At 56.2% G+C, this 25,768-nt stretch carries 26 protein-coding genes and 1 tRNA gene; 13 read left to right on the plus strand and 14 right to left on the minus strand.

The window, feature by feature from the left end; genetic code table 11:
- The first annotated feature begins 118 nt into the window (after positions 1 to 118).
- Complete coding sequence (locus ACHZBF_RS06810) at positions 119 to 1,477, plus strand: GGDEF domain-containing protein (protein ID WP_321528012.1); 1,359 nt, start codon at positions 119 to 121, stop codon at positions 1,475 to 1,477.
- Between the two features lie 4 nt (positions 1,478 to 1,481).
- Here the strand turns inward: ACHZBF_RS06810 and rarD are convergent, their stop codons facing one another.
- Both rarD and ACHZBF_RS06820 read right to left on the minus strand, forming a co-directional pair.
- Positions 1,482 to 2,411 carry an EamA family transporter RarD gene (rarD, locus tag ACHZBF_RS06815; protein ID WP_037375522.1) on the minus strand — a complete coding sequence of 310 codons (930 nt, stop codon included), beginning with the start codon at positions 2,409 to 2,411 and terminating at the stop codon, positions 1,482 to 1,484.
- 149 nt (positions 2,412 to 2,560) lie between these two features.
- Positions 2,561 to 3,028: an Lrp/AsnC family transcriptional regulator gene (locus tag ACHZBF_RS06820; protein ID WP_037375521.1), complete on the minus strand. Its 468-nt coding sequence runs from the start codon at positions 3,026 to 3,028 to the stop codon at positions 2,561 to 2,563.
- A 160-nt stretch (positions 3,029 to 3,188) separates the two neighbouring features.
- On the opposite strand from ACHZBF_RS06820, the gene ACHZBF_RS06825 reads away from it, so the two are divergent.
- From ACHZBF_RS06825 to ACHZBF_RS06855, 7 genes are all read left to right on the plus strand, one after another.
- The gene (locus ACHZBF_RS06825; RefSeq protein ID WP_321528013.1) at positions 3,189 to 4,154 is read left to right on the plus strand and encodes a hypothetical protein; all 966 of its coding nucleotides are present in this window, start codon (positions 3,189 to 3,191) and stop codon (positions 4,152 to 4,154) included.
- Positions 4,155 to 4,195: 41 nt separating this feature from the next.
- Entirely contained in the window at positions 4,196 to 4,387 is a 192-nt protein-coding gene (locus tag ACHZBF_RS06830) for an EamA family transporter (RefSeq protein ID WP_321528014.1), read from the plus strand.
- 167 nt (positions 4,388 to 4,554) lie between these two features.
- Complete coding sequence (locus ACHZBF_RS06835; RefSeq protein ID WP_321528015.1) at positions 4,555 to 6,369, plus strand: sensor domain-containing diguanylate cyclase; 1,815 nt, start codon at positions 4,555 to 4,557, stop codon at positions 6,367 to 6,369.
- A 157-nt stretch (positions 6,370 to 6,526) separates the two neighbouring features.
- A complete protein-coding gene (locus ACHZBF_RS06840) occupies positions 6,527 to 8,167 on the plus strand; it encodes a response regulator (protein WP_321528016.1) in 1,641 nt (546 codons plus the stop codon).
- On the plus strand, positions 8,164 to 8,832 hold the full coding sequence (locus ACHZBF_RS06845) for a sensor histidine kinase (RefSeq protein ID WP_029134044.1): 669 nt from the start codon (positions 8,164 to 8,166) through the stop codon (positions 8,830 to 8,832). Before ACHZBF_RS06840 ends, ACHZBF_RS06845 begins: the two co-directional genes overlap by 4 nt.
- Before the next feature lie 180 nt (positions 8,833 to 9,012).
- Complete coding sequence (gene sugE / locus ACHZBF_RS06850) at positions 9,013 to 9,333, plus strand: quaternary ammonium compound efflux SMR transporter SugE (protein WP_273437866.1); 321 nt, start codon at positions 9,013 to 9,015, stop codon at positions 9,331 to 9,333.
- A gap of 129 nt (positions 9,334 to 9,462) precedes the next feature.
- The gene (locus tag ACHZBF_RS06855; protein WP_321528017.1) at positions 9,463 to 10,236 is read left to right on the plus strand and encodes a sulfite exporter TauE/SafE family protein; all 774 of its coding nucleotides are present in this window, start codon (positions 9,463 to 9,465) and stop codon (positions 10,234 to 10,236) included.
- 44 nt (positions 10,237 to 10,280) lie between these two features.
- Here ACHZBF_RS06855 and ACHZBF_RS06860 read toward each other — a convergent pair whose 3' ends face one another.
- Positions 10,281 to 10,520 (minus strand): DUF6489 family protein, encoded by a 240-nt coding sequence (locus ACHZBF_RS06860; protein WP_029134041.1) that lies wholly within the window; start codon positions 10,518 to 10,520, stop codon positions 10,281 to 10,283.
- An 81-nt stretch (positions 10,521 to 10,601) separates the two neighbouring features.
- Between ACHZBF_RS06860 and ACHZBF_RS06865 the strand changes: the two genes are divergently transcribed.
- From ACHZBF_RS06865 to ACHZBF_RS06875, 3 genes are all read left to right on the plus strand, one after another.
- Entirely contained in the window at positions 10,602 to 11,627 is a 1,026-nt protein-coding gene (locus ACHZBF_RS06865; protein ID WP_321528018.1) for a thioredoxin family protein, read from the plus strand.
- A gap of 62 nt (positions 11,628 to 11,689) precedes the next feature.
- Positions 11,690 to 12,478, plus strand: a complete 789-nt coding sequence (locus tag ACHZBF_RS06870) for a class I SAM-dependent methyltransferase (protein ID WP_321528019.1) — start codon at positions 11,690 to 11,692, stop codon at positions 12,476 to 12,478.
- Positions 12,465 to 13,586, plus strand: coding sequence for a methyltransferase (locus ACHZBF_RS06875; protein WP_321528020.1), 1,122 nt, complete (start codon positions 12,465 to 12,467; stop codon positions 13,584 to 13,586). The genes ACHZBF_RS06870 and ACHZBF_RS06875 overlap by 14 nt, the downstream gene beginning before the upstream one ends.
- A gap of 244 nt (positions 13,587 to 13,830) precedes the next feature.
- Here ACHZBF_RS06875 and ACHZBF_RS06880 read toward each other — a convergent pair.
- The 5 genes from ACHZBF_RS06880 to ACHZBF_RS06900 form a co-directional block, all read right to left on the minus strand.
- Positions 13,831 to 13,907: transfer RNA gene (locus ACHZBF_RS06880), tRNA-Asp, on the minus strand.
- Between the two features lie 107 nt (positions 13,908 to 14,014).
- Entirely contained in the window at positions 14,015 to 14,857 is an 843-nt protein-coding gene (nfo, locus tag ACHZBF_RS06885; protein WP_273437859.1) for a deoxyribonuclease IV, read from the minus strand.
- A gap of 154 nt (positions 14,858 to 15,011) precedes the next feature.
- Positions 15,012 to 15,308 carry an acetolactate synthase 2 small subunit gene (locus tag ACHZBF_RS06890; protein ID WP_321528021.1) on the minus strand — a complete coding sequence of 99 codons (297 nt, stop codon included), beginning with the start codon at positions 15,306 to 15,308 and terminating at the stop codon, positions 15,012 to 15,014.
- Positions 15,305 to 16,957 carry an acetolactate synthase 2 catalytic subunit gene (gene ilvG, locus ACHZBF_RS06895; RefSeq protein WP_321528022.1) on the minus strand — a complete coding sequence of 551 codons (1,653 nt, stop codon included), beginning with the start codon at positions 16,955 to 16,957 and terminating at the stop codon, positions 15,305 to 15,307. The genes ACHZBF_RS06890 and ilvG overlap by 4 nt, the downstream gene beginning before the upstream one ends.
- Positions 16,958 to 17,356: 399 nt before the next feature.
- Positions 17,357 to 18,385, minus strand: coding sequence for a hypothetical protein (locus ACHZBF_RS06900; RefSeq protein ID WP_321528023.1), 1,029 nt, complete (start codon positions 18,383 to 18,385; stop codon positions 17,357 to 17,359).
- Positions 18,386 to 18,709: 324 nt separating this feature from the next.
- On the opposite strand from ACHZBF_RS06900, the gene ACHZBF_RS06905 reads away from it, so the two are divergent.
- Positions 18,710 to 20,662 (plus strand): putative bifunctional diguanylate cyclase/phosphodiesterase, encoded by a 1,953-nt coding sequence (locus ACHZBF_RS06905; RefSeq protein WP_321528024.1) that lies wholly within the window; start codon positions 18,710 to 18,712, stop codon positions 20,660 to 20,662.
- Positions 20,663 to 20,780: 118 nt separating this feature from the next.
- Here the strand turns inward: ACHZBF_RS06905 and ACHZBF_RS06910 are convergent, their stop codons facing one another.
- The 3 genes from ACHZBF_RS06910 to ACHZBF_RS06920 form a co-directional block, all read right to left on the minus strand.
- Positions 20,781 to 21,683, minus strand: a complete 903-nt coding sequence (locus ACHZBF_RS06910; RefSeq protein WP_321528025.1) for a Rossmann-like and DUF2520 domain-containing protein — start codon at positions 21,681 to 21,683, stop codon at positions 20,781 to 20,783.
- A 12-nt stretch (positions 21,684 to 21,695) separates the two neighbouring features.
- A complete protein-coding gene (locus tag ACHZBF_RS06915; protein WP_029134034.1) occupies positions 21,696 to 22,880 on the minus strand; it encodes a M24 family metallopeptidase in 1,185 nt (394 codons plus the stop codon).
- Positions 22,881 to 23,003: 123 nt separating this feature from the next.
- Positions 23,004 to 23,600 carry a TetR/AcrR family transcriptional regulator gene (locus ACHZBF_RS06920; protein WP_273437852.1) on the minus strand — a complete coding sequence of 199 codons (597 nt, stop codon included), beginning with the start codon at positions 23,598 to 23,600 and terminating at the stop codon, positions 23,004 to 23,006.
- Positions 23,601 to 23,761: 161 nt separating this feature from the next.
- On the opposite strand from ACHZBF_RS06920, the gene tcdA reads away from it, so the two are divergent.
- On the plus strand, positions 23,762 to 24,544 hold the full coding sequence (gene tcdA / locus ACHZBF_RS06925; protein WP_273437851.1) for a tRNA cyclic N6-threonylcarbamoyladenosine(37) synthase TcdA: 783 nt from the start codon (positions 23,762 to 23,764) through the stop codon (positions 24,542 to 24,544).
- A gap of 13 nt (positions 24,545 to 24,557) precedes the next feature.
- Here the strand turns inward: tcdA and ACHZBF_RS06930 are convergent, their stop codons facing one another.
- From ACHZBF_RS06930 to ACHZBF_RS06940, 3 genes are all read right to left on the minus strand, one after another.
- Entirely contained in the window at positions 24,558 to 24,944 is a 387-nt protein-coding gene (locus tag ACHZBF_RS06930; RefSeq protein WP_273437849.1) for a hypothetical protein, read from the minus strand.
- A 229-nt stretch (positions 24,945 to 25,173) separates the two neighbouring features.
- Positions 25,174 to 25,518 carry a cupin domain-containing protein gene (locus tag ACHZBF_RS06935; RefSeq protein ID WP_273437847.1) on the minus strand — a complete coding sequence of 115 codons (345 nt, stop codon included), beginning with the start codon at positions 25,516 to 25,518 and terminating at the stop codon, positions 25,174 to 25,176.
- Between the two features lie 29 nt (positions 25,519 to 25,547).
- Positions 25,548 to 25,760: a YdcH family protein gene (locus tag ACHZBF_RS06940; RefSeq protein ID WP_037375515.1), complete on the minus strand. Its 213-nt coding sequence runs from the start codon at positions 25,758 to 25,760 to the stop codon at positions 25,548 to 25,550.
- Between the last annotated feature and the right edge of the window lie 8 nt (positions 25,761 to 25,768).

Below are 25,768 nucleotides of genomic sequence, written 5' to 3' on the forward strand. Positions count from 1 at the left end.
AATGGTTTAATTGTGCGGTTGGCTACTGTTTCCGCCGCTCACTGACCCATGTCACAAACTGTGCCGGAAGCGGTTGGAATCTCTGGACAACATAATTTCCCGATCTTATGCTGAAGGCATGATGAGATCCCTTAACGCCTTGTTGCTTAGTGTGATTCTCTTCCTCCTTTCCGGCGGCATGGCTGCATTTGTTCTTGTTCCTCAGGAACAGTGGGTCCACATCCCGTTGCACGTTTTTGGTGAAACACTGGGTGCCTTTACCGCGTTGTTGATTGCGGCGTTGATTATCATGTTGAGGGTGTACGAGCGGCTCCCCGCGCGCTATATCTGGATTGTGGCCGCACTTGTGGGTATGGGAGTGCTGGATGGTTTTCACGCCTTGTCGGAGAGTCCGCAACATTTTGTCTGGTTTCACTCCATTGCAATGCTAACGGGTGGCCTGATGGCTGCCCTGATATGGTTGCCCGAGTCGATGGCCCGACAGGCGTCCGGTTATCGTCTGCCATTGCTGGTAATCGCCCTGGCGATGCTGATTGGTGCCGGCACACTGATTCATGACCCCGTGCTGCCGATGCTGACCGGGGATAACCGGTTTACCCTGCAGGCAAACCTTATCAATAGCGTAGCGGGAGTACTGTTTCTGGTTGCTGCGGCCAATTTCTTCTGTGTGAATTGTGGTGAAAACAATAAGGACAGCACGATTTTTGCCAGTCATTACCTGCTGCTTGGTGTTTCCGGGCTGATGTTTCAGTTTTCCGTGCTGTGGGATGTCACTTGGTGGCATTGGCATCTGTTACGCTTCGCCGCTTATATTATGGTGCTTCTTTATCTCTTTCTGCTCTCCCGATCGGAAGAGCGGCAACTGCATGTACTCAATACCGAGCTGGAGGCGCGGGTCGATCGGCGTACCAGTCAGCTGAACAACCAACTCAAAGCGCGCAAACAAATTGAGAAAAGGCTTAAGCATCAGGCGACACATGATCCGCTGACCGGACTCTATAATCGCAACGCGCTGGAGCGGCGGATTACCGATGATATTGAACGCGCCACCCGCTACAAACATTCGCTCTCGATCTTTATGGTGGATATCGATCACTTCAAGGAGGTCAATGATCAATATGGTCATGCCAATGGCGACCGGGTGCTGCGCAGTATTGCCTTTGAGCTTGAGCGATCGTTACGAAAGACGGACTACGTGGCCAGATTCGGCGGTGAAGAGTTTCTGGTGGTTCTGCCGGAGACGCCACTGGCCATGGCGGTCGATCTGGGTGAACGGTTACTGAGGCTGGTGGCCAACCATCAGATCAAGCTGGGGGATGATTCGGTGAGTCTGACCGTCAGTATTGGTGTGGCCAGCTTTCCGGAGATTGCCAGCGACTGGCATGCGTTGCTGGATGCGGCGGATATGGCCATGTATCAGGCAAAGCATGATGGACGTAATTGCCTGCGAACCGCCAGGGCTCCGGTAGATTCATAGATCATCAGGGCATACCAGTCAGCTTTCTGGCGAGCGACTCACGTTTCATCCGGTTTCTCGAATCCAGGGTAAAGATTGCCAGACCCGCCCAGATCAGGATAAAGGTATTCAGATGATGTGCCGAGAAGGGCTCGTTGAACAGAAACACTGCCAATAGAAACTGACAAGTGGGATTGAGATACTGCAACAGGCCCACCGTGCCCAGACGCAGTCGCTTCGATGCCGACGTGAACAGTATCAGGGGCAGGGCAGTCATCAGACCGGAGCCAATCAGCAACAGGTCAAAGCCGATTTCCCGACTGCCAAACACCAGCGTCTCCTGGTGATTGAGAAACAGCAGATAAACCAGTGCCAGGGGGGCCAGGAACAGGCACTCCATGGTCAGTCCCACCAACGCATTGACGGCCACTTTCTTGCGCACCAGGCTATAGAAACCGAACGAAATGGCGAGTAACAGGGCGATCCAGGGTAGCTGCCGGATGGCGACCAGCAGATTCAGCACGCCCAGGCAGACCAGCAGCAGTGAAATGATCTGGTTCCGGTTCAGCCGTTCATCAAGAAACAGCCGCCCCAGCAGCACCATGACAATCGGCATAATGAAATAGCCCATGCTGGCTTCCAGTGCCTTGCCGTTGTTGACCGCCCAGATGAAGCCGAGCCAGTTAACCGAGACCAACAGAGAGCTGAGCAACAGAATTAACTGGATTTTATAATCGCGGAATAGCGAGATGAATACCCGGATCTGCCCACTGAAACCGACCATCAACAGGGTAAACAGCAGAGACCAGATGGCACGATGGGCAATGATCTCAAGGGCTGGCGCCTCGCCGATGGCCCGGTAGTAGAGTGGTGACAAGCCCCAGATAATAAAGGCACCCAAGGCGCTCAGGACGCCGACTTTTACTTCACGATCTGACTCTGTTGGCTGGTTCATGGATGACGGTGATTCCGGGCAAATTTTCCGTTACGGATGCGACAGTCAGCCAAAGGGCGGGTGGACCCAATCCCTGAGTCGGGGTGCGAGGGCAGGAACCTGTCGGACTCAACGCCGTCTGGCTGCAAACGGTCAAGCCCGACAGACTCCTAGAGTTTAACTGCAGTCTCGAATTTTACCCGATCGAGTGAAATCAGACTGCGAAATTTTCGCAGATTCGATTGCTTGTATAACACCTTTTGGGTGAAGGCGTCATAGGCCTGCATGTCGGGCACCGAGACCACCAGAATGAAATCGACCTCACCGGTTACCGCGTAACATTGGGTGACCTCCGGGGAAGCCTGGATCGCTTTGCGGAACTGGGCTGACAGTTCCAGATGATCGCGCTCCATCTCCACTTCCACAATGATATTTATGTTGTGTCCGGCTATCTGGGGGTCAATCAGGGAGACATCCGACATGATGACGCCCTCGGCACGCAGACGATTCACCCGACGCAGGCAGGCGGGAGGCGATAACCCGACCTGCTCAGCAAGGTTCAGGTTGCTGATTTTATTGTCCTTTTGTAACTGATTGAGGATGCGGCGATCGATTCGGTCCAGTTTCCGGGTTTTCATAATTAATAAAATTATAAAATCAATATTTAATATGAAATATTAAGTGCAAATCGTATATAAATACAAAATTAAATTAACTCAAATATGGCTTTTAAAAAACTATGATTTCTCACCTTTGGTTACAATATTTCATCGAAAGAATCCATTTGAGAGCAAGCATGTGAAACAGTGGTTCAGGGAACTGTTGCTGGAGATCTATCAGGTGGCCAGCACGCTGTTCAAAATCATGATACCGGCGCTGTTGCTGGTGAAACTTCTGGAAGAACTGGGGGGCGTTGAGATTATTGCCGCCCTGCTTGGCCCGGTTATGGTGCTGGTCGGACTGCCCGAGTCAATGGCGCTGGTCTGGGCTACCACCCTGCTGACCAACATCTACACCGGCATGGTGATCTTCTTCAATCAGGCTCCGCTTGAACAGTTGAGCGTGGCCCAGGTGACGGTTCTGGGCACCATGATGCTGATCGCCCACACCCTGCCGATCGAGGCTCGCATCGCCCAGAAGGCCGGGGTGAGGCTGGGGGTCACCTTGTTGATACGACTGCTCAGCGCCGTGTTGCTCGGTTTCGTATTGCACCATGTCTATGCCTGGGGTGGGTGGCTGCAGCAGCCCAGTCAAATGATCTGGCAGCCGGGTGAGGTACCGGCCGGCCTGATCGCCTGGGGGGTTGCCCAGCTTAAAAGTCTCGGCGTGATCCTGGTGATTATCTCGCTGCTTTTGACCACCTTGAAGCTGTTGCGTCTGCTGGGTATTGAGCGCTTGCTCCAATGGCTGTTACAGCCGTTGCTGAGAATGTTGGGCATCGGTCGCGCTGCCACCACTATCACCATCGTTGGCTTTACCCTGGGTCTTGCCTTCGGTGGCGGACTGCTGATCAAGGAGGCGCAGGCCGGGCATGTGCCCTATCGAGATGTGTTCAGTGCCATGACCCTGCTGGCACTCTGTCATAGCATGATTGAAGACACCTTGCTAATACTATTGCTGGGCGCGGATATCAGCGGCATTTTCTGGATGCGTCTGGTCTACGGATTTGTTGCCGTGGCGCTGATCAGTCGGCTAATGGAGTCAAGCAGCGAACGCTTTCATCGTCGCTATCTGATCCATTCCCCGGAGACGGCAGGATCATGAGCCAACCTGCAAGCAGCGAAAACAGTCTGTGAGCCGGACTGGTGACGACGCTTCCTCTGGTCTGTTTTGCCGCAGCGGCCAACCGTTTGCCCCTCAGCAGGATCGGCGTCCTGCATTATCTGGCACCCAGCATCACGTTTCTCCTGGCGATCTGTGTCTATAATGAGCCGTTTGGCAGTCACCAAATGGCTACCCTCGGATTCGTCTGGCTGGCCCTGGCGCTATCCTCATGAGAGGGATGGCGACACCAGCGAAAAACGTAGCCCGCACCTGCAGGGGGGAGCTTCCTTCCCGGGTACAATTCGTTGGTTAAAAATGGCGTCGTTGGGCGCCATTTTTTTATTAAACTCACCACCCAGTGCTGCCGATAGGGTTATAGCGATAACGATAAGGAGAAGTAATGGTTCAATCGGATGGTGAGTGGAAGAAGAAGTATTTCGACAGTCTGGGGGATCTGGAACGCAAGGAGAAACACTGGCAGTCGGTTGAATCAACGCTCAGACGCTGTATTTCCCGACTCTCCTTTGTTGGGGATGGAATGACTCCGCAACTGGATGATCGCTTGGAGCAGTTGCGCAACCGGGTACGGGGCGAGCAGGATACCCGTGCGCTGTTACGTCTGGTGGAGGATATCGCCGGTCGTGCCGGCCAAGTAAATGCCACACAGAATGGAGTGGCGGCATCCGCATCGGCTGAGTCGTTCTTGTCCCAGCTTCTCGAAGAAGCAACCCTGCCCAAAGCACTTGCCAAACGGGCATCCAAGCTCATCCGGGAACTCAAGCGGTCTCCCGCACCACCTGAATCGGTAAAGGCCGCCAAGGCGTTGCTTTTGGAGGCGTTGCAGTCTGTGACAACCGGGAAACCGGGGCTGATGGGTAAACTGTTTGCCAAGGATAAAGAGAGCAGTAGCCAGGCAGATACAAAATCCAGGCCTGCCGGGATGTCCCCCGTGGATGGATTGCCGGAAGCACGGGATGTTTTTGTCTCCCTGGTTGATCAGCTTGCGTCTGCCGGTTGCGGACCGCTGGAACTGCGCAAGCTTGCGGATCAGGCGGGTCGGGCCGAGAATCAGCAGGCGCTTGATGATCTGGTCACGGAACTGGTCAAGGTGCTGTCCGATACCGGGGAGACTGCAGTTCAAGTGGCCGCCTCCCTCCCACCGGTTGACCAGGTGCTGTTGCAACTGGTGCAGCGCATGGATATTTCAACGGATCAGGAACCGAGGATTCAGTCGCTTAAAACCCGTCTGTCGGGTGGCATTGCCGAAGTGGATATTCCGCCGATTCTGACCGAACTGTTGCAGCTGTTCGAGCATGCCAGGATTCAGGCCGAAGAGGAGCGCCAGGAGGTGGAGCGTTTCCTGTTGCAGATGACTGAGCAGCTACAGAAGCTCGATCAGGAGGTAAACGGCATCGGTTCCGTCGGCACTCAACTGGCGGACGGACAACGTCGCATGGACAGCGAGATGCAGAGTCAGGTCTCCCATTTGCACGCGACTGTCCAGCAGGCCACGGATCTGGATGAGTTGAAGTCGACAATTGCCGAACGTCTGAATCTGATCCAGGACCGGCTGCGTGGGCACAAAAATGAAACCGAGCAGCTGGTACAGGGTTTTGAACAGCGTATCGATCTGCTGACTACCCGGCTGGGTGATATGGAACAGGAGACCGCCACGCTGCGGGAGCACGTGGAGCAGGCCAGAGTCGAGGCATTTACCGATGCCCTGACCGGACTGAATAATCGTCATGCGTTCGATTGCCGTCTGGAGGAGGAGTATGCGCGCTGGAATCGTTATGAATATCCGTTGAGCATGATCGTTGTCGATGTGGATCATTTCAAGAAAGTGAATGATACCTACGGCCATCTGGCGGGGGACAAGGTATTGCACGTGATTGGCGCGCACCTCAGGCGGGCAACTCGAAAGGTTGATTTTCCCGCCCGCTATGGCGGTGAGGAGTTTGTGATACTGTTGCCGGAGGTGGATCTGCAAGGGGCCAGAACCGTAGCTGAAAAAATTCGTCAGGCCGTGGAAGAGAAGCCATTTCATTCGGGTGAGAGTCGGGTCAATATCACAGTCTCCTGCGGCGTGGCTTCATTCCGCAAGGGAGATGGCCGTAAAACCCCGTTCGAGAGGGCGGATGAAGCACTCTATCTGGCCAAGCGTGAGGGACGGAACCGCTGCCGCACCGAGGAACAGATAGAACTACAGGCATGACTCTGTCAATGGGATCGCTCATTCGTGCCCACATAGTCAAGTCCGGCACTGGGAGTTTGTCGGGCTTTTCCGCAGTAAGTCCGTGTTAAGTCCGACAGACTCCTAGGCTGAAGGCGAATGTTATTATCTGGGGTACGAGTGGTATGAGAAGAGTCGAATGGCATCGAAAATAGAGCAGTTAAGTTTTTTGATCGTGGATGACTATGGCGATATGCGCGGCGTTTTGCGCAACATGCTGCAGTCATTTGGGGTAACGGATATCGACTCGGTCGCCAATGGACGCGAGGCTATCTCGCATATTGAGTCCAAGCGCTATGATGTCATCCTGTGTGATTACAATCTGGGCGAGGGCCGGGACGGACAGCAGGTTCTGGAGGAAATACGCGCCAGGAAACTGATCGGTGTCAGTTCGATCTTTGTTATGATCACTGCCGAGAATACCCGTCTGATGGTCATGGGCGCCGTGGAGTACGAGCCGGATTCATATCTGACCAAGCCCTTCACCAAGGATCTGCTGGCGCAACGGATTGAACGGTTGCTGAACAAAAAGGCCGACCTGCTGGAGATAGAACAGGCTATTGATCGGCGCGAATACGAACTGGCCAATGATCTGTTGGACAGGCGTATTGCCGAAAACCCAAGAAATCTCAACGAATTTGTCAAGATCAAGGCTGACCTTGCACTCAAGGCAGGTGCCTACGATCAGGCAGAAGCGATCTATTCCGGCGTGTTGTCTCAACGTGAAATTGCCTGGGCCAGGGTAGGTATCGGAAAGTCCTACTATGGCAACAAGCGATACCAAGAGGCCAAGCAGGTTTTCCAAGGCCTTATCGACGGCAACGAACGTTTTATGGCGGCGTATGACTGGTTGGCCAGGACACACCAGGCCATGGATGAGCCGGAAGAGGCTCAGAAAGTGCTGGAGACAGCTACCGCTCACTCTGCCAAAGCCATTGTGCGGCAACGTGCTCTGGGGGAGCTGGCATTGCGTAATCATGACGAAAAGGTCGCGGAGCGTGCCTTCGGTCAGGCGATTCGCCTTGGTAAACACTCCATCTATAAACACCCCTCCATCTACGCCAATCTGGCCAGGGCCAAGGCGGTTACTGCCAGTGGCGATGCTGCCTTGATGGTGCTGCGTGATCTGAAAAAAGCCTACAAGGGAGATACGGAAGCCAAGCTTTACTCATCCATGACCGAAGCCACCATTCAGGAGGATATGAATAACGGAGCACGTGCCCGTCAATGTATGATTGAGGCTCATGAGCTCTATAAGGAACTTGGCACCCAGGCCGCACCGGAACTTGCGCTGGATATGGCGCGCACCTGTAACAGGATGGGCGAGACGGAGCGCGCCAGCGAACTGCTTCATCAAGCGGTGAAAAACAATCACTCCGATGAACTGTTTTTGAAAGCGGTGGGCGAGACCATGGGTGACCTCGGCCTCTCCGAAGATCCCGGTGCAATGATTGCCGGAATAAAGAAAGAGATCGTCAGACTGAACAATCGTGGTGTGGAACTGGCCAAACTTGGCAAGCTGGATGAAGCCATGCTGCTGTTTGAAGAGGCGGTAGCGGGTATGCCTGGTAACAAGGTGGTGAATCTCAATGCGGCGCGGATTTTTATGCTGCACATGAATGAGTCCGGCATTGATACCGATCTGCTTGCCAAGGTACGTGAATACCTGGAAAGGGTACGTCAGATGGATTCCGAGGACCGTACCCTGCATAAAATGCAAAGCATGCTGAAGCAGTTGTTAAGGAATTCAGCCAACCCTGAGAAGAGGGAAAATGGATGAAGTTTTATGACGTGCTCGCATCGTTGATTCATGACATGAAGAACTCACTCAGTATGGTGATTCATACCCTTGATGAGATCACTGCCGATGCCGCGGTCGATTTTGATAAGCCGGCACGTATGACCGTGCTGCAAAATGAAGCAAAACGGCTCAATAACAACCTGATCGAACTGCTTACCCTCTACAATATCGAGAATGAACGTATCTCACCCTCCATCGAGGAGGTGGATGTGGCCATTTTTATCGCGGAAATAATGGCAGAGAACCGCTCATCCGCCGAGGCCAATCATATTGAACTTGTCAGTGATTGTGATCCGGAGCTGTTCGGTTATTTTGATGAAAACCTGATCCGCAACGTACTGAACAATCTGGTGGGCAACGGTATCCGCTACACCCGCGACCGGCTGCTGATTTCCGCTGCCCAGGAAGCGGGGTATCTGGTGTTTCGGGTGGAGGATAACGGGAGCGGGTATCCGGAGCAGATGCTGTCAAAACAATCGGCGGAGGATGATCATGGTGCGCTTGCCGAAGGCAGGACCAAGTTGGGCCTCTATTTCGCCACCATGATTGCCGAGATGCATCGCAATGGAGAACAGCAGGGCTTTATCCGTCTGGAGAACAGCCACCAGCTCAGTGGGGGCTGTTTTTCAATCTGGTTGCCTTGAATTTTCTGCCATGCCTGGCGTAGTGGCGTCTGTTATCTCCGCACCAGGTTTTCCGGCTGGAGAGGAAAGCTGGTGAGCAAAGTCTGCTTCAGACGGTAATCAACTACTCTAATGATTCGGGCGTGGCGACTCTTTTTGGTCCCGATCGGGGACGACTCCACCATGCTGAAGGAAAGTTTTATGGCTTGGGTGACACTGGTGATAGCGGGCCTGTTTGAGGTCGGTTGGGCGATAGGTTTGAAGTATACGGAGGGATTCAGCCGGTTTTGGCCAAGCTTCTGGACCGTGCTATCCATGATCATCAGCCTGTGGCTGCTGGGTATCGCCATGCGTACTCTGCCGGTGGGTACCGCATATCCTGTCTGGGTTGGCGTGGGTGCGGTCGGTACCGTGATTCTTGGGATCACCCTCCTGGGCGAATCTGTGAACACTGTTCGCCTGTTCAGCGTGTTGCTGATTATTATCGGGATTGCCGGCCTGAAAATGTCCAGTCTCTCCTGAAGGTTTTTAAAACAGGGTTAATCGAAGATGCGGTACAAAGGGCGACGAAAAAGTGGCCAGGCTGTGTCTGGCGGTCACCGTGTGGAAGCTGATAATCTCTCGGCATCCTGATTTTAACAACGGTTGGCCATGTTATTTGAAGCGCTGTTCCTTTTCCTGGCCGGATTCTTTGGCGGCGTGGTCAACTCCATCGCCGGTGGAGGCAGTTTTATCACCTTTCCGGCTCTGCTGTTTGTCGGGGTTTCGCCGATCAGCGCCAATGCCACCAATACCTTCTCTTCCTGTTCCGGCTATATGAGTGGCGCCTACGCCTTCCGCAACGAGCTGTCCGCGCACCGGAATGAACTGCCGCGATTTATTCTCCTCAGCCTGTTGGGGGGTATTGTCGGTGCCTGGCTACTGTTGCAGACACCGGAGACGCTGTTTCGCGAGGCGATTCCCTGGCTGCTGCTGTTTGCCACGCTGCTTTTTATCTTCGGAGGCTGGATCAACCGGACACTGAAGCGGATGGCCTCTGCTCACCGTCATGCCTCCAGTATCGGTAAACTGCTGCTTCTGCTGTTTCTGCTTGGGATCTGCATCTATGGGGGGTTTTTCAACGCCGGGCTGGGGATCGTTATCCTCAGCTATCTGGCGCTGGCGGGACATACGGATATCAATGCCATGAATGGCCTTAAACTGCTGGTTTCCACTGTAGTCTCACTGATCGCCATAGCGCTGTTTATTTTCGATGGCGTGATCGCCTGGTATGAGGGCACCCTGGTCTTGCTGGGCACTCTGGCCGGCGGTTATGTGGCCGCCCATGCGGCGCGCCGGCTGCCACAGCGGCTGGTTCGGCAGTTCGTCATCCTCGCCAGTGTGCTCATCACCGGCTACTTTTTCTATGATATCTACGGGGCGTGACCCGTGAGTTCACGGGTGGTGCAGCCTAACTGCCATAGGATGGCCTAATCGCTCTTCTTGCTGTAAGCGCTCATCATGCCGGCCACCATCTTCTGGAAGCTTTCCATTGAATTGGCCGACTGGGCAAAGAACGGCTGCATCAGGCTGAGCGGGTCGTAGCCTTCGGCGCCGGCATTCATCTGCTCGCGGATCTTGTCGATCATCTCCTCCTGCAATCCCTGCACATCCGGCCAGCCCATCAGTTTTCGCATCTCTTCCGGTGTCACATCGATGGAGATTTTCATGCTGCCTCCTGATCTATTATGGTTGTCGCATCCACCTGCTATGCTTGCGGGTACGTTACCAGTGTTTAAGGTGTTTGGACAATGTTGAAGTCTCTCTTGTTGTGTGGCTGGCTGTCACTCCTGTTGCTGTTCGGCGGCGCGGCTGCGGCCGAGTCTGAGGGTCGTTTTCTCGGGGCCAGGGAGACGGTTTATCCGGACTGGTTCAAGGAGAGCTTTTTGGACATTCGGGAGGATGTGGCAGAGGCATCGGCGGAAGGCCGGCGAGTGTTGCTGTTTTTTCACCAGAATGGGTGTCCCTATTGCAATCTGATGGTGGAGCGCAACCTCGCCCAACGGGATATCGAGGAGCAGATGCGCCGTGAACTGGATGTCATCAGTGTCAACATGTGGGGTGACCGTCCGGTAATGGATATGGATGGTCAGGAGCAGACGGAAAAGACCTTTGCCGCCTCGCTGCGGGTGCAATTTACCCCGACCCTGCTGTTTCTGAATGAAGCGGGGCAGGTGATTCTCCGGCTCAATGGCTATATTCCCCCGGCTACCTTCAAGCTGGCGCTGGATTATATCGGTGGCCGGCTCGAACAGCAGCAAGCCTATCGCGATTATCTGGCGTCCCGTCAAACGACGGTGTCGGCGGGCAGACAACTCCAGTCACAGCCGTTTTTTATTGCCGCGCCCCATGATCTCAGTCTGGTTCGGGAGCCGCTGGCTGTCTTCTTCGAGCAGGGAGATTGCCCGGCCTGCAGCCGCATGCATCAGGAACTGCTGAGTGACCCGGAGATCCGTCAGTTGGTCGGGCGCACGCACGCCATCCAACTGGACATGTGGTCCAACACGCCGATTATCACCCCGGACGGAAAACGCACCACGGCGCGGGAGTGGGCTCAGGCGTTGGCGATCAACTATGCCCCCTCCGTGGTGCTGTTTGATCCGGAGGCAGGGGAGGTGATCCGTTCCGAGGCGTTTTTTAAACAGTTTCACACGGCCTCAATCTTTGACTATCTGCTCTCGGACGCTTATAAAACGGAACCCAGTTTTCAGCGCTACATCTCCGCCAGGGCAGAACAGATACGCGAGCAGGGCAGGGATGTGGATATCTGGCGATAATGACGGCTGATAAATTGGGATAATTTGCCTATATCGGACTGAGTCGTTTCGCAGGATCATTTGTGCCAGAACAATCGTCAGTTATCGGTGTGGCCGCCGCCTCATCCGAACAGCAGCCTGCGGCAGAGCGGCTGGCCGCTGCATTGTCGCTCCCGTGTTATTCATTGGATCAGATCGAACAGGGTCTGCTGTTGCTGCTACAGGCGGATCGCCTGGTGTTGCGGCAGCTCGGGCCGGATGCCCCCGGGCCTGTAATGGTGGATTTTGTCGACGGCAAGGCTGCGCATAGAAGAAAGTTCGGCGGTGGCCGGGGACAACCGCTGGCCCGGGCCATCGGTCTCAAGAACGGCTGGACTCCCCGGGTGCTGGATACGACCGCCGGTCTCGGGCGCGATGCCTTCGTGCTGGCAACCCTAGGCTGCAGCGTGGAGATGATCGAGCGCTCCGCCGTGGTCCATGCCCTGCTGTCGGATGGCCTGCGGCGTGCCCTGGCGGACCCGGAAGTGGAGTCGATCGCGGCACGCATGCGGCTGCACTGTCTGGATGGTCGTGACTATGTCGCACCGCCAGATGAAAGACCCGATGTGGTCTATCTCGACCCCATGTACCCGCATCGGGAGAAATCGGCCAAGGTGAAAAAGGAGATGCGCCTGTTCCAGCTGCTGCTGGGGGAGGACCAGGATAGTGCCGAACTGCTGGAGACCGCGCTTGGCATCGCCGGCCACCGGGTGGTGGTGAAGCGGCCGGTCAAGGCGCCGCCACTGACTGAGCGTGTCCCGTCGCTCTCCATCGGCAGCCCCAATACCCGTTACGATATCTACCTGACCGGCCCACGCCATGCAGACGCTTGATACGCCCGCCGGCAGTTTCATTCTGCGGCGTTATCCATTGCGCAAGCAGGAGACGCTGCGCGCCTGGGATGCGGCGGATGAGTATCTGCTGGCCCATCTCGGGAATGAGATCAGCGGCCGGATTCTGATTATCAATGATGGTTTTGGCGCACTGAGCTGCGCGCTTGCCCGGTATGGGCCGACCCGGCAGAGTGACTCCTACCTGGCTGACTGGTCGGCGCGGGAGAATCTCAAAGCCAACGGCCTTGACGAAAGTGGCGTTGACTTTATCGGTTCCCTGGATGAACCCCAGGGCGCCTATGACCTGGTGCTGATTCGTGTCACCAAGACCCTGGCGCTGCTGGAACATGAACTGATCCGGCTCCGGCCTCATCTCAAACCGGAGAGTCGGGTGATCGGCTGTGGCATGTCGAAACAGATCCATACCTCGACCCTGCAACTGTTCGAGCGCATTATCGGTCCGACCACCACCTCATTGGCACATAAAAAAGCCCGGCTGATCTTCGCCGCCGTTGGTGCGGATCTGGAGATTCCCGCCTCTTCCTATCCTGTCTGCTACCCACTGGAGGGGACGGATTTTCAGTTGATCAATCACGCCAATGTCTTTTCCCGGGATCAGTTGGATATCGGTACCCGGCTGTTGCTGGCGCATATACCCGCCAGTGATGGCTATCGGGATATTATCGACCTGGGTTGCGGCAACGGCGTGGTGGGTCTGATGGCCGCGCAACAGAATCCCGCCGCCACGCTGCATTTTGTCGATGAGTCGGCGATGGCCGTGGCCAGTGCCCAGGCGACCTTCGCGGGTTCCGGTCTGGCGAATCCGGCCCGCTTCAGTCAAGGGGATGCACTGAGTGGATTTCCCCCCGCCAGCGCCGACCTGATCCTGTGCAATCCACCCTTTCACCAGGGCAGTGTGGTGGGTGACGAGATTGCCTGGCGCATGTTCAATCAGGCGCGCCGGGTGCTGCGGACAGGTGGCGAGTTGCGCATTATCGGCAATCGCCATCTCAATTATCACGTCAAGCTCAAACGGCTGTACGGCAATGTACGGCAGGTGGCGGCGGATCGGAAGTTTGTGGTGCTGAAGAGTTTTAAGGCGGGCTGAAGGCCGATCGTGGGCATGGCCCGCCTTCATCGATTGATCAGGGCAACCACGGGGGGCTACGCCGATCCCTGGCCCGTGCCGCATCAGGTCATCTCTGGCAAAGCCGCTCTCGGCCATCCTTGGCCTACGCGGCATAAGGCCTTCCATGGCAAAGCCGCTCTCGGCCATCCCTGGCCTACGCGGCATAAGGCCTTCCATGGCAAAAAAAAACGGATTCCAGAAGGAATCCGTTTTTCATCAATAGTGGCGGAGCGGACGGGGCTCGAACCCGCGACCCCCGGCGTGACAGGCCGGTATTCTAACCAACTGAACTACCGCTCCGCAGAGGCTCAAATCAGTTGCCGGCAAGGCAGACAACCAACGTTGGAGCGCGGTAGTTTAATGATTCCTGACAAAAGGTCAACCGCTTTTCTTTCTTGATTGCCGGGTTACCGTTGCAGGGCATAAAGCTGGCGGATCTCATCGGCCCAGAGCGTGTCGTCGATGGTCTCCAGCACCATGGGAATCTCCTCAAAACGGGGATCGTTCATGATGTACTCGAACACCGGCCAGCCCAGTTTTCCCTTGCCCAGGCTCTCATGCCGGTCGACCCGTGAGCCCAGGTCCGGTTTGCTGTCGTTCAGGTGCACGCCCCGCAGGTAGTCGAAGCCGACAATTCGCTCAAATTCGGCAAACGTCTGCTCGCAGGCTTCGGCCGTGCGCAGGTCATAACCGGCGGTAAAGGTATGACAGGTGTCCAGGCAGACACCCACGCGGGATTTGTCTTCCACCCGTTCGATAATGCTGGCCAGGTGTTCAAAGCGGTGTCCCAAATTGGTGCCCTGGCCGGCTGTGTTTTCGATCACGGCGGTGACACCCGTGGTCTGCTCCAAAGCCCAGTTGATCGAGTCGGCCACCAGGGCAAGACTCGCCGCTTCGGTGATCTTTTTCAGATGACTGCCGGGATGGAAATTGAGCAGACTGAGTCCAAGCTGCTCGCAGCGTCGCATCTCGTCCAGGAAGGCGTCCCGGGACTTTTGCAGCGCCTCCGGTTCCGGATGCCCCAGGTTGATCAGGTAGCTGTCGTGGGGGAGCACGAATTGCGGGTCAATCGCGACGCTCTCGAGGTTTTCTCGAAACCGGGCGATACTGTTGTCCGTTAGTGGCTTGGCCTTCCACTGCCGCTGGTTCTTGGTAAACAGGGCAAAGGCGGTTGCGCCGATGGCCCGGGCATTGAGCGGGGCGTTCTCCACGCCGCCACTGGCGCTGACATGGGCACCGATATGCTTCATTTTGGTCTCCACCGCAAAACACCCCATATTAGCCGAAACCGGTGGTGGCTCACAGTCGCCTAAACCATCCGGTTTTCCGGGTTTCCGCGGCTGAGATGATCCCTGATCATCCTGTCCCGGAACTATCGCCCACACTCAGCCGTTCCCGCACTGCTCAGACCGGATACATCAGCGACACTTTGTGGAGATTTCTTTCAACCAGCGGTGCGGAGTCAGCCACTGCATGCAGGGCGGTCAGCTCCCGGATACCGCCGAGCTTGTTCAACTGGGTCACCAGCCGCTCCTGTGGACGATCACTCTCAACCGTCAGATGAATCTTGAGCAGCCGTTCGGTATCACAGCTTTTGACATCCATGGAGCGGATGGAAAAGCCACGAACGCGGGTGGTCTGGAGTATCTTCTCCAGCATGGCCGGATTGGAACGGGCTTGAATGTGCAGACTGAATATCATGGGTTTGCTCCTGTTATTATTTGATCATTGGCATCGCCCGGCTTCACCATCGGCCAGACATTGTGCTCTGTTGCGATGGCGACATGCAGCAGGGCAGGGCCCGGTGTCTCCAGCAGTTTGTTGATGGCGTAAGCCATGTCATCGGGATCCGATATGGATTGGGCCGGAATGCCGAAGGCTCGGGCCAGGGTGCAGAAGTCCGGATTGTCGGAGAGATCAATCTCGCTGTAGCGTCCCTGGTAGCAGACGGACTGCTGTTGCCGCACCATGCCCAGAGCCTGGTTGTCCAGGATGATGATCTTGGTCGGCAGCCGGTAACGGCCGATCGTGGCCAGTTCCTGCGCATTCATCATGAAAGAGCCGTCACCGGCCACATTGATCACCGGGATCTCCGGATTTGCCAACTGGGCGCCGATGGCGGCCGGCAGGCCGAACCCCATGGCGCCCAGTCCGCCGCTGGTAAGGTGTTTGCGTGGATGGTCGAAGGCGTAGTGTTGTGCCACCCACATCTGGTGCTGGCCCACATCGCAGCTGATGATGGCTTGGCCCCGGGTCGTCTGTGACAATAGACGCATGAAATGGGGGCCGGTGATGCCATCCTGCGCTGGCAGGGCAAAGCCGTCCTGCTCCAGTCGTTCGAGACACTGTGACTGCCAGTCCAACAGATTCAGCTTGATAGTGAGTGCCTTCAGGCTCTGCTTGATATCACCCGGCAGGGCACAAACCGCCTGGTGAAGCTTGCCGATCTCTGCCGGATCTATGTCCAGATGAATGACCTGGGCGTGGGGGGCAAAGCGGCTCAGCTTGCCGGTCACCCGGTCATCGAAGCGGACGCCGACTGCAATCAGCAGATCGGCCTCCTGAACAACCTGGTTGGCCGCCACAGAGCCGTGCATGCCGAGCATGCCCATGTTAAGGGGATGATCGCCCGGCAGCGCCCCCAGCCCTTTCAGACTGAATACTGCCGGGATACCGGTGGTTTCGACGAACTGGCGGAACGGGCTGACGGCGTCGCCAAGCAGAATACCACCGCCGCCATAGATGATTGGCCTGCGGCTCGTATTCATCAGCTCGATCGCCTGCTGCCACTGCGCCGGGGTGGTGGTGTTGCTGATCCGTTCCCCACTGAGGTGGGGTATTGTTGGTTCCGACAGTGTGGCCAGCTGGATATCCTTGGGCAGGTCGACCAGTACCGGACCCGGGCGACCCTCCAGGGCAATCCGGAATGCCTGATCCAATATTTCTGGCAGCTCATCGATCGCCTGAACCAGGAAACTCTGCTTGGTGATCGGCAGGCTCATGCCAAGCACATCAATCTCCTGGAAGGCGTCGGTGCCAATCAGCGCTGTCGGCACCTGTCCGGTTATGGCCACCATCGGCACTGAATCCATGTAGGCATCGGCGAGGCCGGTCATCAGGTTGGTGGCGCCGGGTCCGGAGGTGGCGAGACAGACGCCGATGCGGCCACTGGAACGTGCGTAGCCATTCGCGGCAAAGGCCGTGCCCTGTTCATGCCGGCAGAGGATGTGCCTGATCGGGCTCTCCAGCAGGGCGTCATAGAGCGGCATGACACAGCCGCCGGGATAGCCGAACAGGGTGTCGACTCCCTCTGATATCAGTTTTCTAACAATATATTCAGCACCATTCATCTCTCTGCTGGCTCCTGCTTCAAAGGCTGGGTCGCTCCCGGCCATCCATGGCCTCCGCGGCATATACCCCATCCCTGGGCAAAGCCGCTCCCGGCCATCCATGGCCGCCGCGGCATAAGCCCGTCCCTGGGCAAAAAAAAACCCCCGGATCTTTCGATGCGGAGGTTTTTCGGATTTGGGTGAAAAATGCTAGCCGATAGTCTCTCCGCGCAGTCGATTTACGACTACCACTACCAGAGATACCACTACCATCAGCGAACGAATTTTCATGAGTTGTCTGTTACTTTTTCCGTTTTCGGTCTGTTGTCTCAATTCAGGTTTGATGGGGAGGCGAGCCTTGTCCATCCGATTGACGCACGGCACCGCGAGGTGCTGGGCGTATTTGACTGGGGATTATTTCTACACCATCGGTTCCCGGGATGCAAGCCTGGATTGAAATCCGCACATGCCCAGGGTGCCGCCGTTGTACAGGATCAGTTGTGGACCGTCCGGCGCTTGCCGTTCCATTTCGCGCTTCACGGTATAAAAGTGCTTGACCGAGTAGACCGGGTCCATCAACAGGCCAGTCTCCCGGGCGATGGCCCAGCTCTCTCGCAGGATGGTTTGATTGACGCTGCCGTAGGAGGCCGCGGTGGCCGGCTGGATAAACCGGACTTGCGGCCGCGCTCCCGGCAGCGGTTGTTGCGTCAGCTGTTCCAGCCAGCGTTCAAACTGTACATAGCGCTGCTGGAACTCGTCTGGATTACCGGCAATGTGGGTGATATGCACACGGGGCTTTGTTATCCCAAGCAACCGCATGCCAAGTAGCAGACCAATGGCACTGATCCCGGTGCCACTGTCGGTCCAGATATCCTGGAATTCCACGCCCAGCTCTTTGCCGTTGCGCTGCAGGTCGGCGGCCAGGGTGAGGATGCCCGGCAGTACCGCTTCGCTATAGCCACCTTCAGGTATCACCATGGCAGAGATGCCCTGCGGTTTCAGTCGGGCAACCAGTTGTTCCGCGATCTCTTCCACCCGCGGCCAGTCCGGATGGCTGACATAATGCATTCTGTCATGCGGCAACAGCATGGTGAGGAGTAAGTGATTTCCAACTAACTGTTTGTTGCCAGGCGCTTTTATCAGGGCGGAGACATCAATGCCACGACTCCGAAGCAGCTGAGCGAGCCCAACCACATTATTGGAATGTGCACTACCTATCAAGATTATCCGCTCGTTGCCGCTATGCTCTAGGGCCGGGATCAGGCTGAGGTATTTTCGATACTTGGTTCCGACCGCATTGGCGTTGAGTTCATCCTCACGCTTGATGAACAGCGGGGTGGAAGAGTACCGCGGCAGATACCCGTACAGGGGATGGCAGCGGCTTTTCCAGTTCAGCTCCCGATCCAGTCGGTTGCCGATAAACTGTTGGAGAGGCTCGGGAAAACTCATGGGGGACCAGTTTTATCGGGGTTATGTAGCCATTCGGCGGAGTCCGGATTGGATCCACCCTGTACTGGTCATAGAGTTTATTTGGTTTATTGCTCCCGCAAAACAGGCATAACAACAATATTGACCTTTTAGTGAAGGTCAAACAATAACCGCACAAATTATAGAGAGGGACGGAATAGCGATTCGGATCTCCGGGGTTTAACAACGATAATGTGGCAGGCCGTTGATTTCCAGTAAAGGAGTCAATGGCCTGCCATGTTCCTATGCTATGGATAACCCCTGGGATCAGAGAATCTGACCGGACCTGTCAGATGAGGGAAGCGCGTGTCTGAATTGGATATGACAGATGACGGCAGTGTCGCGCCGGATCTCCGGAGTGAACTGGAGGTTCTGGGCGACAGAATGGATGAACTGGATACACTGATTTCCAGGTCGGTCTCCCGTGACTCGGACAGCCTGGAGAATGTCCGATCCACTACCCATGTTGAGGGCCTCTGGCCTCTGGCCACCACCGAGCAGGCGGATGTGCATCAGTTGCAGGAGATCATCTCCCTGCTGAAGGCGACCCTCAACTCCACCACCGATGGTATTCTGGTGCTCGACAATGATCTGCGAGTGGTGATTTATAACACCAAGTTCGTGACCCTTTGGGAGATACCCCAGACGCTTGACCGGGATGATAAAAAGGGCTGGTTGCGCGCTTTCACCGCACCTCTGATGGAGAATGGGGAACGGTTTATTCATCGCATCCGTGATCAGTTGTCCCATACCGATGAGGCGACAAGGGATATCCTGCGCTTTACCGACGGACGGATCTTCGAGAGCCGCTCACACCCGCAGTTGATCGAAGGGGAGATCGTGGGAAGGGTCTGGAGTTTTCGTGACGTCACCAAACAGCGGCAGGCCCAGGAACTGGTGGAGTATCAGGCGACCTATGATCCCCTGACCGATCTGCCCAATCGGCGTCTGCTGCTGGACCGGCTGAATCAGATGCTGGCTCGCTGCCGGCGTCATGACCGTATCGGCGCACTGTTGTTTCTCGACCTGGATAATTTCAAGACCATCAACGACACACTGGGTCACCCCATCGGTGATGCCTTGCTGCAACAAGTGGCGAGACGCCTTACCGATTGTCTGCGCAGGGAGGATACAGCGGCTCGCCTGGGCGGCGATGAGTTTGTCCTGCTGCTGGCGGAGGAGAGTGCCGTGCTCGACGAGTTTACCCATCAGGTGGATATAGCGGCGAACAAGGTGCTGGCGGCGCTCTCGGAACCCTACGAAGTGCACGGCCATCGCCTCTATGCCACCACCAGCATCGGTGTCTCGCTGTTCCCTCAGAATGGTGAGACCGCAGATGATGTCCTGATGCAGGCGGATACCGCCATGTATCGAGCCAAGGAGGCCGGGCGCAACACCGTGCGTTTCTTCCTGCCCAGTATGCGCAAGAGTTCCGAAGAGCAGTTGCAGATGCAGAACGATCTGCGTCAGGCCCTGGAACGCAACGAACTGAAGATCCTCTGGCAACCGAAGCATGACTTCTCCGGCAACACCCTGGGTGCCGAGGCGCTGTTGCGTTGGGAGCATCCGACCCGTGGCCTGATCATGCCGGCCGAGTTCATTCCGGTGGCGGAGGATATCGGTATTATTACCTCGCTCGGTAACCGGGTGCTGGAAGTCTCCTGCAATCTGCTGCGCAAAATTGCCGACGAGTATGCTGAGGCGGGACCTATTCATCTCTCGGTTAATATCAGCCCCCAGCAGTTCCAGCAGGCCGACTTCGCCATGCAGGTGGCGCACTTCCTGAAAATCAGTGGTGCCAATCCCACGCGCCTGACCCTGGAGTTGACCGAGAACATGCTGGTGACCAACCTCGACGAGGTGATGGCGAAAATGCTTGATCTGAAAAGCCTGGGTGTGCGCTTCTCGATTGATGATTTCGGTACCGGCTACTCCTCCATGGCCTACCTGAAACGACTGCCGTTGGATGAGATCAAGATCGACCGCTCATTCGTCAACGACATCATCCGCGATCCGGAGACAGTGAGTATTGTCGAGGCGATCATCACCATGGCCTCCAAACTCGGGTTGAGCGTGGTGGCCGAGGGGGTTGAGAACAGCCGTGAATTTGATTTTCTGCGCAAGCGCGGTTGCCACTGTTTTCAGGGCTACATGTTGTGTCAGCCACTGGATGAAGCGGAGTTCCTCGACTTCATCATGGATGGCAATGTCAGCGATGCAAGGAAAAACGGTACCCAGAGTGTGTTTGAGGGGTTCTGACTGCTCCGGCCCGTCCTGCTACGAACGGCGGTGTCACGGTGAATCGGCCCGCGGGCGGGCCTCCTACAGGTCAATCGTCTCGAGTTGAAGACTTACCGGCGGTCCCATGGCCCGAATCTCAACTGATCAGGCACGCATCCGGCGGTTGCGGGGTGAGCAGCAGCCGGATCTGCTCAGCCTGCTCCTGATCCAGCCCGCCTTTCTCCAGGGCCAGCTCCACGGTCTCTTTTCCGAGCATGCGATAGATCGCCTGATAGGCCGGCTGGATCTCCCGCAAACTGTCGATATGTTGTGTGATGGTTGCCGTGTCGCCCCGGCTGATCGGTCCGGTCAACGCGTCGGGTAGGCCGGAGTGGACCAGGTTTTCCACACTGCCGGCGATTAGCGGCAGTATTGCCTTGAGGCCGGCTTGCCGTTCAATGCCGATCTGCTCCAGCAGGGTGACGGCAATGGACTCGATGGTGACCAGGTAGTTGGCGGCGACACAGAGGGCCGCGTGATAGAGTGCCTTCTTTTCAGCCGGTATGACGAGGGTTTCCCCCTGCAGGGCCTTGACCAGGGCTTCACCCCGGGTGATGGCCGGTGTGGTTCCCTCCAGACAGAACCAGCTCCCCCGCAACAGTTCCGCTCCTTTCTGCGGGTCGGCCAGCGCCTGGATCGGGTGCAGGGAGAGCACTTCGGCGCCTTTGTGCCGTGCCGGTTCGAGGACATTGGAGGTGAGTGCGCCACTGAGATGGAGAAACAGCTGGCCGGGCCGGATGACGCCCTGGTCGGCAATGGCGTGGCAGGCCGGTTCAATCTGGCCGTCCGGGGTGGCGAGTATGATGATGTCGGCGTTGACCACGGCCGGTGCCGGGTCGCTGGTGGCGGGCGGGTCGCCGATTAGTGCGGCGCAGCGTCGTGCCGACTCCAGTGTCCGGCTGGCCACACCGGCAATGGGGTAGCCGGCCCGATGCAGCGCCAGCAGTAGTGCGCTACCCGCTGCACCTGCGCCGACCAGTGCAATCCGCTCTTTTGACATTTTCGCTCCTGCTCAACTCGCGGCGGCGGTCTCGATCAGGTCCCGCGATGCCTTGGTCAAAATTTCATTGCCCGCACTGCTGATCAGCACGGTATCCTCTATTTTGACCACGCCGGCGCGCTTGTCCAGCATGTGCATCTCAATGGCCAGTACACAGCTGTCGGGAATGGTGGCCCGGTTGTTGGCAATCAGCACCGGTGGCTCGTTCACTTCGATACCGACCCCATGACCGATCAGCCGGCAGTGGCTGTCACCGGTAAATCTGAGGAACTGCTCCTCGACCCGCATCTCGGCTGCCTTTTCCACTGCCAGATCATAGACCTGATCACAGCCCATACCCGGTTTTATTGTGTCGATGACATAGTCGGAAATCTCGCGCAGATCGGCATACAATCCCTTCAATCGGGGAGTTGCCCTGCCGGCGACATAGGTGCGGGACTGGTCGGCATGGTAGCCGTTCACCATGCTCGGGATATCCACCACCACCGGGTCACCATCATCAATAATCCGGTTGGAGGGGCCAATCGGCAGGGCGGTGCTCAGTCCAACGCCGGAGACAGAGTAGACCAGGCCGGTGAAATCACCCAGGTTGGCCCCGGAACTGATTGGTCCCATGCCCAATGGCAAGTCGGGATGGCGCAGAAAGATTCCCCCCTCATGCCCGGCCAGACGATGGCTGTTCTCGATTACGGCGGAGAGTTCCAGTTCGGTGATACCGGGTCTCAGCCCCTGCTGTATCGCCTGCTGACCCGTTTCGACCACCCTGCAGGCGCGGCGGATCTGCTCGATTTCATAGGGCGTCTTGACAGTCCGTTGCTTAAGGATCAGCGGGGATACGTCCTGCAGTTCGAAACCCTGGAATAACTTCTGGTAGGCCAGGTAGTTGTTGGCCGGTAACAGGTCCAGTTCAATGCCCAGGCGCTTGTTCCAGAGATAGGAGAAGTACTCCTGGTAGATGAAGTCGAGGCGGCGTTCCTCACTGATGTGAGAAGCCTCGATACCGGCGGTCTGTACGGCATAGGGATAGCCGCTACGTACAAACAGTCGGTAGTCGTCTGGAAATACGGCGAGAAAGGCCGGTTGGGCAATGCCGGTATAGTAGAAGATATCCCGCGAGTAGAAGAGCAGGGCGGCTCCAAGGCCCTGATTGATCAGCTCGCGCTGGAATATTTTAATACGCTCCAGATGTCGACTCATGGCAATGTCCTGTCAGCAAATATCTCTGTTAATCGCGGCCTGTTCAGGCGCGCCGCGTGTTCTGTATAAAATAAACCGAAAGGTATATTTTGATTGTATCTCTCGCTTTAGCTGTCGATGGAATCAGGCTTCCAGTTGTCGGACGTAACGATGAAGCTGCGAGGTCGTCTGTTTAAGCACGCTGTCGTCCCGGGTGACGGCGTAGAGGGCGGCCGCGCCATTCAGCGAGATAAAGATAAAATTGGCAATTTCACGATGATTCAGGCCGGACTGGATCTGCCCCTGCGACTCCGCTTGCACCAGCCACTGCTGCAGCAGTTTGGAAAAGCCGATGAATCCGCGCAGCATGTGACGGCTCATCTCCGGTGACTGACCCGAGAGCTCCACCAGGGCATTCAGGAAGAAGCACCCCCCCTCAAAGATATCCTTGCCCAGATAGTTCATCAGGTCGTTTTCAATCACCTTTTCGATCCGCCGGAGTGGGTCGGTAATGTCGTGAACCCCGTCAAACACTACGCGGCGCCAGCGCCTTACCGCCTCGTCATAGATGGCATACCAGATCGCCTCTTTGCTTTCGAAGTGACCATACAGCCCCCCTTTGGTCAGGCCTGTCGCGTCCAAAATATTTGAAATAGATGTGCTGTGATAACCCTTTACGGAGAAAAGTTGTAGTGATTTCTCGATAATGAGTTGTCGTGTGCGTTCGCCTTTGGTTTCCATAGACTAGAAAAATATACCGTTCGGTATATTTACCATATCCCAGGGCGTGAAGCCGGGTCAATCAGTTGTTGGGATATTGTGTCAGGCCACTTAGAATGGGCCCCTCGACCGGGCCTGGAGAAACCAATGACCGGCGTGATGATTAATCAGTCAGGTAGCCGATGGATTACGCAAGACGATTTGGTGGTATAGCAAGACTCTATGGCGAGGCGGGACTCCGCGGTTTTGCCGAGTCGCATGTCTGCGTCGTGGGCATCGGCGGAGTCGGCTCCTGGGTAGCGGAAGCGCTGGCCCGCAGTGGGGTGGGGACCCTGACCTTGATCGATCTGGACAATGTGGCGGAATCCAATGTCAATCGACAGATCCATGCCCTGGAGGGTCAGTTTGGCCGCGCCAAGGTGGATGCAATGGCTGAGCGTATTCAGGGAATCAATCCTGAATGCAGGATTATCACCTGGGAAGAGTTTGTTGAGATTGACAATCTGGAGCGCTTGATCGGCAACCAATACGACTATCTGGTGGATTGCATTGATGCTTTTAAGACCAAGGCCGCGCTGATTGCCCATTGTCGCAGAAACAAGATCCGTATCATCACCGTGGGCGGCGCAGGTGGTCAGACCGAGCCGCTGAAGATCCGTCTGACCGATCTCTACAAGACCCAGCATGATCCGTTGCTGGCCAAGACCCGGAAGTTATTGCGCAAGGAGTATGACTTCCCAAAAAATCCTAAGCGGCGGTTCGATGTCCCCTGTGTCTACTCGGACGAGCAGCAGGTCTACCCGGATGGCAGGGGGGAGGTATGTAGTATAAAGCCGGAAGGAGGGAGTGTTGGCGCGGGTCTGCACTGCGGCGGTTTTGGTTCGGCCATGACGGTTACGACGACTTTTGCCATGGTGGCCACCGCACATGTGTTGAAGAGATTGGCGAATCGCTCCCGGTCTTGAGTTCTGGGGCTGATCAACCGGCGTTCGCTACTTGTTCTCGGGTGTAGAAACGCCCAGCCCGCAGGAAGCCGGATATCACGCCTGGGCGCAGGGCAGCTACATGACCCTCTGCGTCATAGTCTGAAACCCACTCGACTGGAACGCCGTCCAGCAGATGAATGGGTGCCGGGCTGCCGTCGGGGTAACGGGAAATAACACTGCAATCCGACAGGGTGTCATAAAAGGCCGGGACAAATCCTCCGCTCTGACAGTTTTTGCTTACACCCGCCGTGGCCGCATATGCATGGTTTTCCCGTGCCAGCGCTCGCTGACTCAATAGCCCATGGCGCTTGATCTTCCGTTTACCGTCCACCTCTGTTGGGGATGGCAATTCGGTCAATTGTTCGGTGATCTGTTTCATGGTCCATGCTCCTTTCTGCCTAAATAACAGCACGGTGCATGCCAATAATAAAATAACCAATAAAAACAGTCAGGTATAAGGAGTGCCGGATTTGAACTGGTTGCAGAATTGAACAAACTGTAAAGTTTCTTTAACAGTTCGTGCCACTAGGTGCCCGGCGACAATAGGCGGAAATCGGGGTTAAACCGCTGGTAGTGAGCTGTTTGGCCCTGCCCCTGATCAACGGGGATTACTCGTAGGCACTGGGTACCATGCACATGAACACCAGCGGGCTATCGCCGGTATTGCGATACTGGTGTACCTCGTGGGGTTTCACCAGCAGGTAGTCGCCTTTCTGTATCGGATGTCCTGTATCACCCTCCATGGCCACGCCATTTCCTTCCAGGATGTAGTTCACATGCTCACTCTCATGGGAGTGGTGCGGCGTATGGCCACCCGGTTCCAGGGTAAATACGCGAATGGAGAAGTTGGGGGCGCCGTCCGCCTTGCCGATAGGCACTTGCTTGGTTACTCCCTTGATGCCCTCCATGTTGACCGGGGTGGTCTCGCACTCATTCAGTCGGGTGATCTTCATTGGTCGGTTCCTGCACTTGGTGTTAACGATCAGGCATCCAGGTCGGGGATCAACTCATCTTCGAGCTTGGCGATGGCATCCTTCAGCAGCAGCTTGCGTTTTTTCAGGCGTTTCAGTTGCAGCTCGTTTTTATAGGCCGCCTCGGTAAGGGCGGCGATGGCCACATCCAGATCCCGGTGTTCCTGCCGGATTTCGAACAGTCGGTTTCTCAACTCTTCATGTTGCGCGTCGATGGAGATCATAGGCCGGT

Origin of the sequence: Sedimenticola selenatireducens (assembly GCF_963675335.2) — a bacterium.
In the GTDB taxonomy this organism is placed as follows: Bacteria; Pseudomonadota; Gammaproteobacteria; order Chromatiales; family Chromatiaceae; genus Sedimenticola; species Sedimenticola selenatireducens.

What these genes read in the sequence shown, in the direction of transcription:
- tcdA (WP_273437851.1), top strand. Translation starts at nt 23,762, where the DNA reads ATGGATTACGCAAGACGATTTGGTGGTATAGCAAGACTCTATGGCGAG.
- ACHZBF_RS06910 (WP_321528025.1), bottom strand. Translation starts at nt 21,683, where the DNA reads ATGTCAAAAGAGCGGATTGCACTGGTCGGCGCAGGTGCAGCGGGTAGC.
- ACHZBF_RS06820 (WP_037375521.1), bottom strand. Translation starts at nt 3,028, where the DNA reads ATGAAAACCCGGAAACTGGACCGAATCGATCGCCGCATCCTCAATCAG.
- ACHZBF_RS06930 (WP_273437849.1), bottom strand. Translation starts at nt 24,944, where the DNA reads ATGAAACAGATCACCGAACAATTGACCGAATTGCCATCCCCAACAGAG.
- ACHZBF_RS06940 (WP_037375515.1), bottom strand. Translation starts at nt 25,760, where the DNA reads ATGATCTCCATCGACGCGCAACATGAAGAGTTGAGAAACCGACTGTTC.
- ACHZBF_RS06920 (WP_273437852.1), bottom strand. Translation starts at nt 23,600, where the DNA reads ATGGAAACCAAAGGCGAACGCACACGACAACTCATTATCGAGAAATCA.
- ACHZBF_RS06860 (WP_029134041.1), bottom strand. Translation starts at nt 10,520, where the DNA reads ATGAAAATCTCCATCGATGTGACACCGGAAGAGATGCGAAAACTGATG.
- ACHZBF_RS06900 (WP_321528023.1), bottom strand. Translation starts at nt 18,385, where the DNA reads ATGAGTTTTCCCGAGCCTCTCCAACAGTTTATCGGCAACCGACTGGAT.
- ACHZBF_RS06915 (WP_029134034.1), bottom strand. Translation starts at nt 22,880, where the DNA reads ATGAGTCGACATCTGGAGCGTATTAAAATATTCCAGCGCGAGCTGATC.
- ACHZBF_RS06840 (WP_321528016.1), top strand. Translation starts at nt 6,527, where the DNA reads ATGGCATCGAAAATAGAGCAGTTAAGTTTTTTGATCGTGGATGACTAT.
- ACHZBF_RS06865 (WP_321528018.1), top strand. Translation starts at nt 10,602, where the DNA reads ATGTTGAAGTCTCTCTTGTTGTGTGGCTGGCTGTCACTCCTGTTGCTG.
- ACHZBF_RS06845 (WP_029134044.1), top strand. Translation starts at nt 8,164, where the DNA reads ATGAAGTTTTATGACGTGCTCGCATCGTTGATTCATGACATGAAGAAC.
- ilvG (WP_321528022.1), bottom strand. Translation starts at nt 16,957, where the DNA reads ATGAATGGTGCTGAATATATTGTTAGAAAACTGATATCAGAGGGAGTC.
- nfo (WP_273437859.1), bottom strand. Translation starts at nt 14,857, where the DNA reads ATGAAGCATATCGGTGCCCATGTCAGCGCCAGTGGCGGCGTGGAGAAC.
- ACHZBF_RS06835 (WP_321528015.1), top strand. Translation starts at nt 4,555, where the DNA reads ATGGTTCAATCGGATGGTGAGTGGAAGAAGAAGTATTTCGACAGTCTG.
- rarD (WP_037375522.1), bottom strand. Translation starts at nt 2,411, where the DNA reads ATGAACCAGCCAACAGAGTCAGATCGTGAAGTAAAAGTCGGCGTCCTG.
- sugE (WP_273437866.1), top strand. Translation starts at nt 9,013, where the DNA reads ATGGCTTGGGTGACACTGGTGATAGCGGGCCTGTTTGAGGTCGGTTGG.
- ACHZBF_RS06935 (WP_273437847.1), bottom strand. Translation starts at nt 25,518, where the DNA reads ATGAAGATCACCCGACTGAATGAGTGCGAGACCACCCCGGTCAACATG.
- ACHZBF_RS06855 (WP_321528017.1), top strand. Translation starts at nt 9,463, where the DNA reads ATGTTATTTGAAGCGCTGTTCCTTTTCCTGGCCGGATTCTTTGGCGGC.
- ACHZBF_RS06875 (WP_321528020.1), top strand. Translation starts at nt 12,465, where the DNA reads ATGCAGACGCTTGATACGCCCGCCGGCAGTTTCATTCTGCGGCGTTAT.
- ACHZBF_RS06890 (WP_321528021.1), bottom strand. Translation starts at nt 15,308, where the DNA reads ATGATATTCAGTCTGCACATTCAAGCCCGTTCCAATCCGGCCATGCTG.
- ACHZBF_RS06810 (WP_321528012.1), top strand. Translation starts at nt 119, where the DNA reads ATGATGAGATCCCTTAACGCCTTGTTGCTTAGTGTGATTCTCTTCCTC.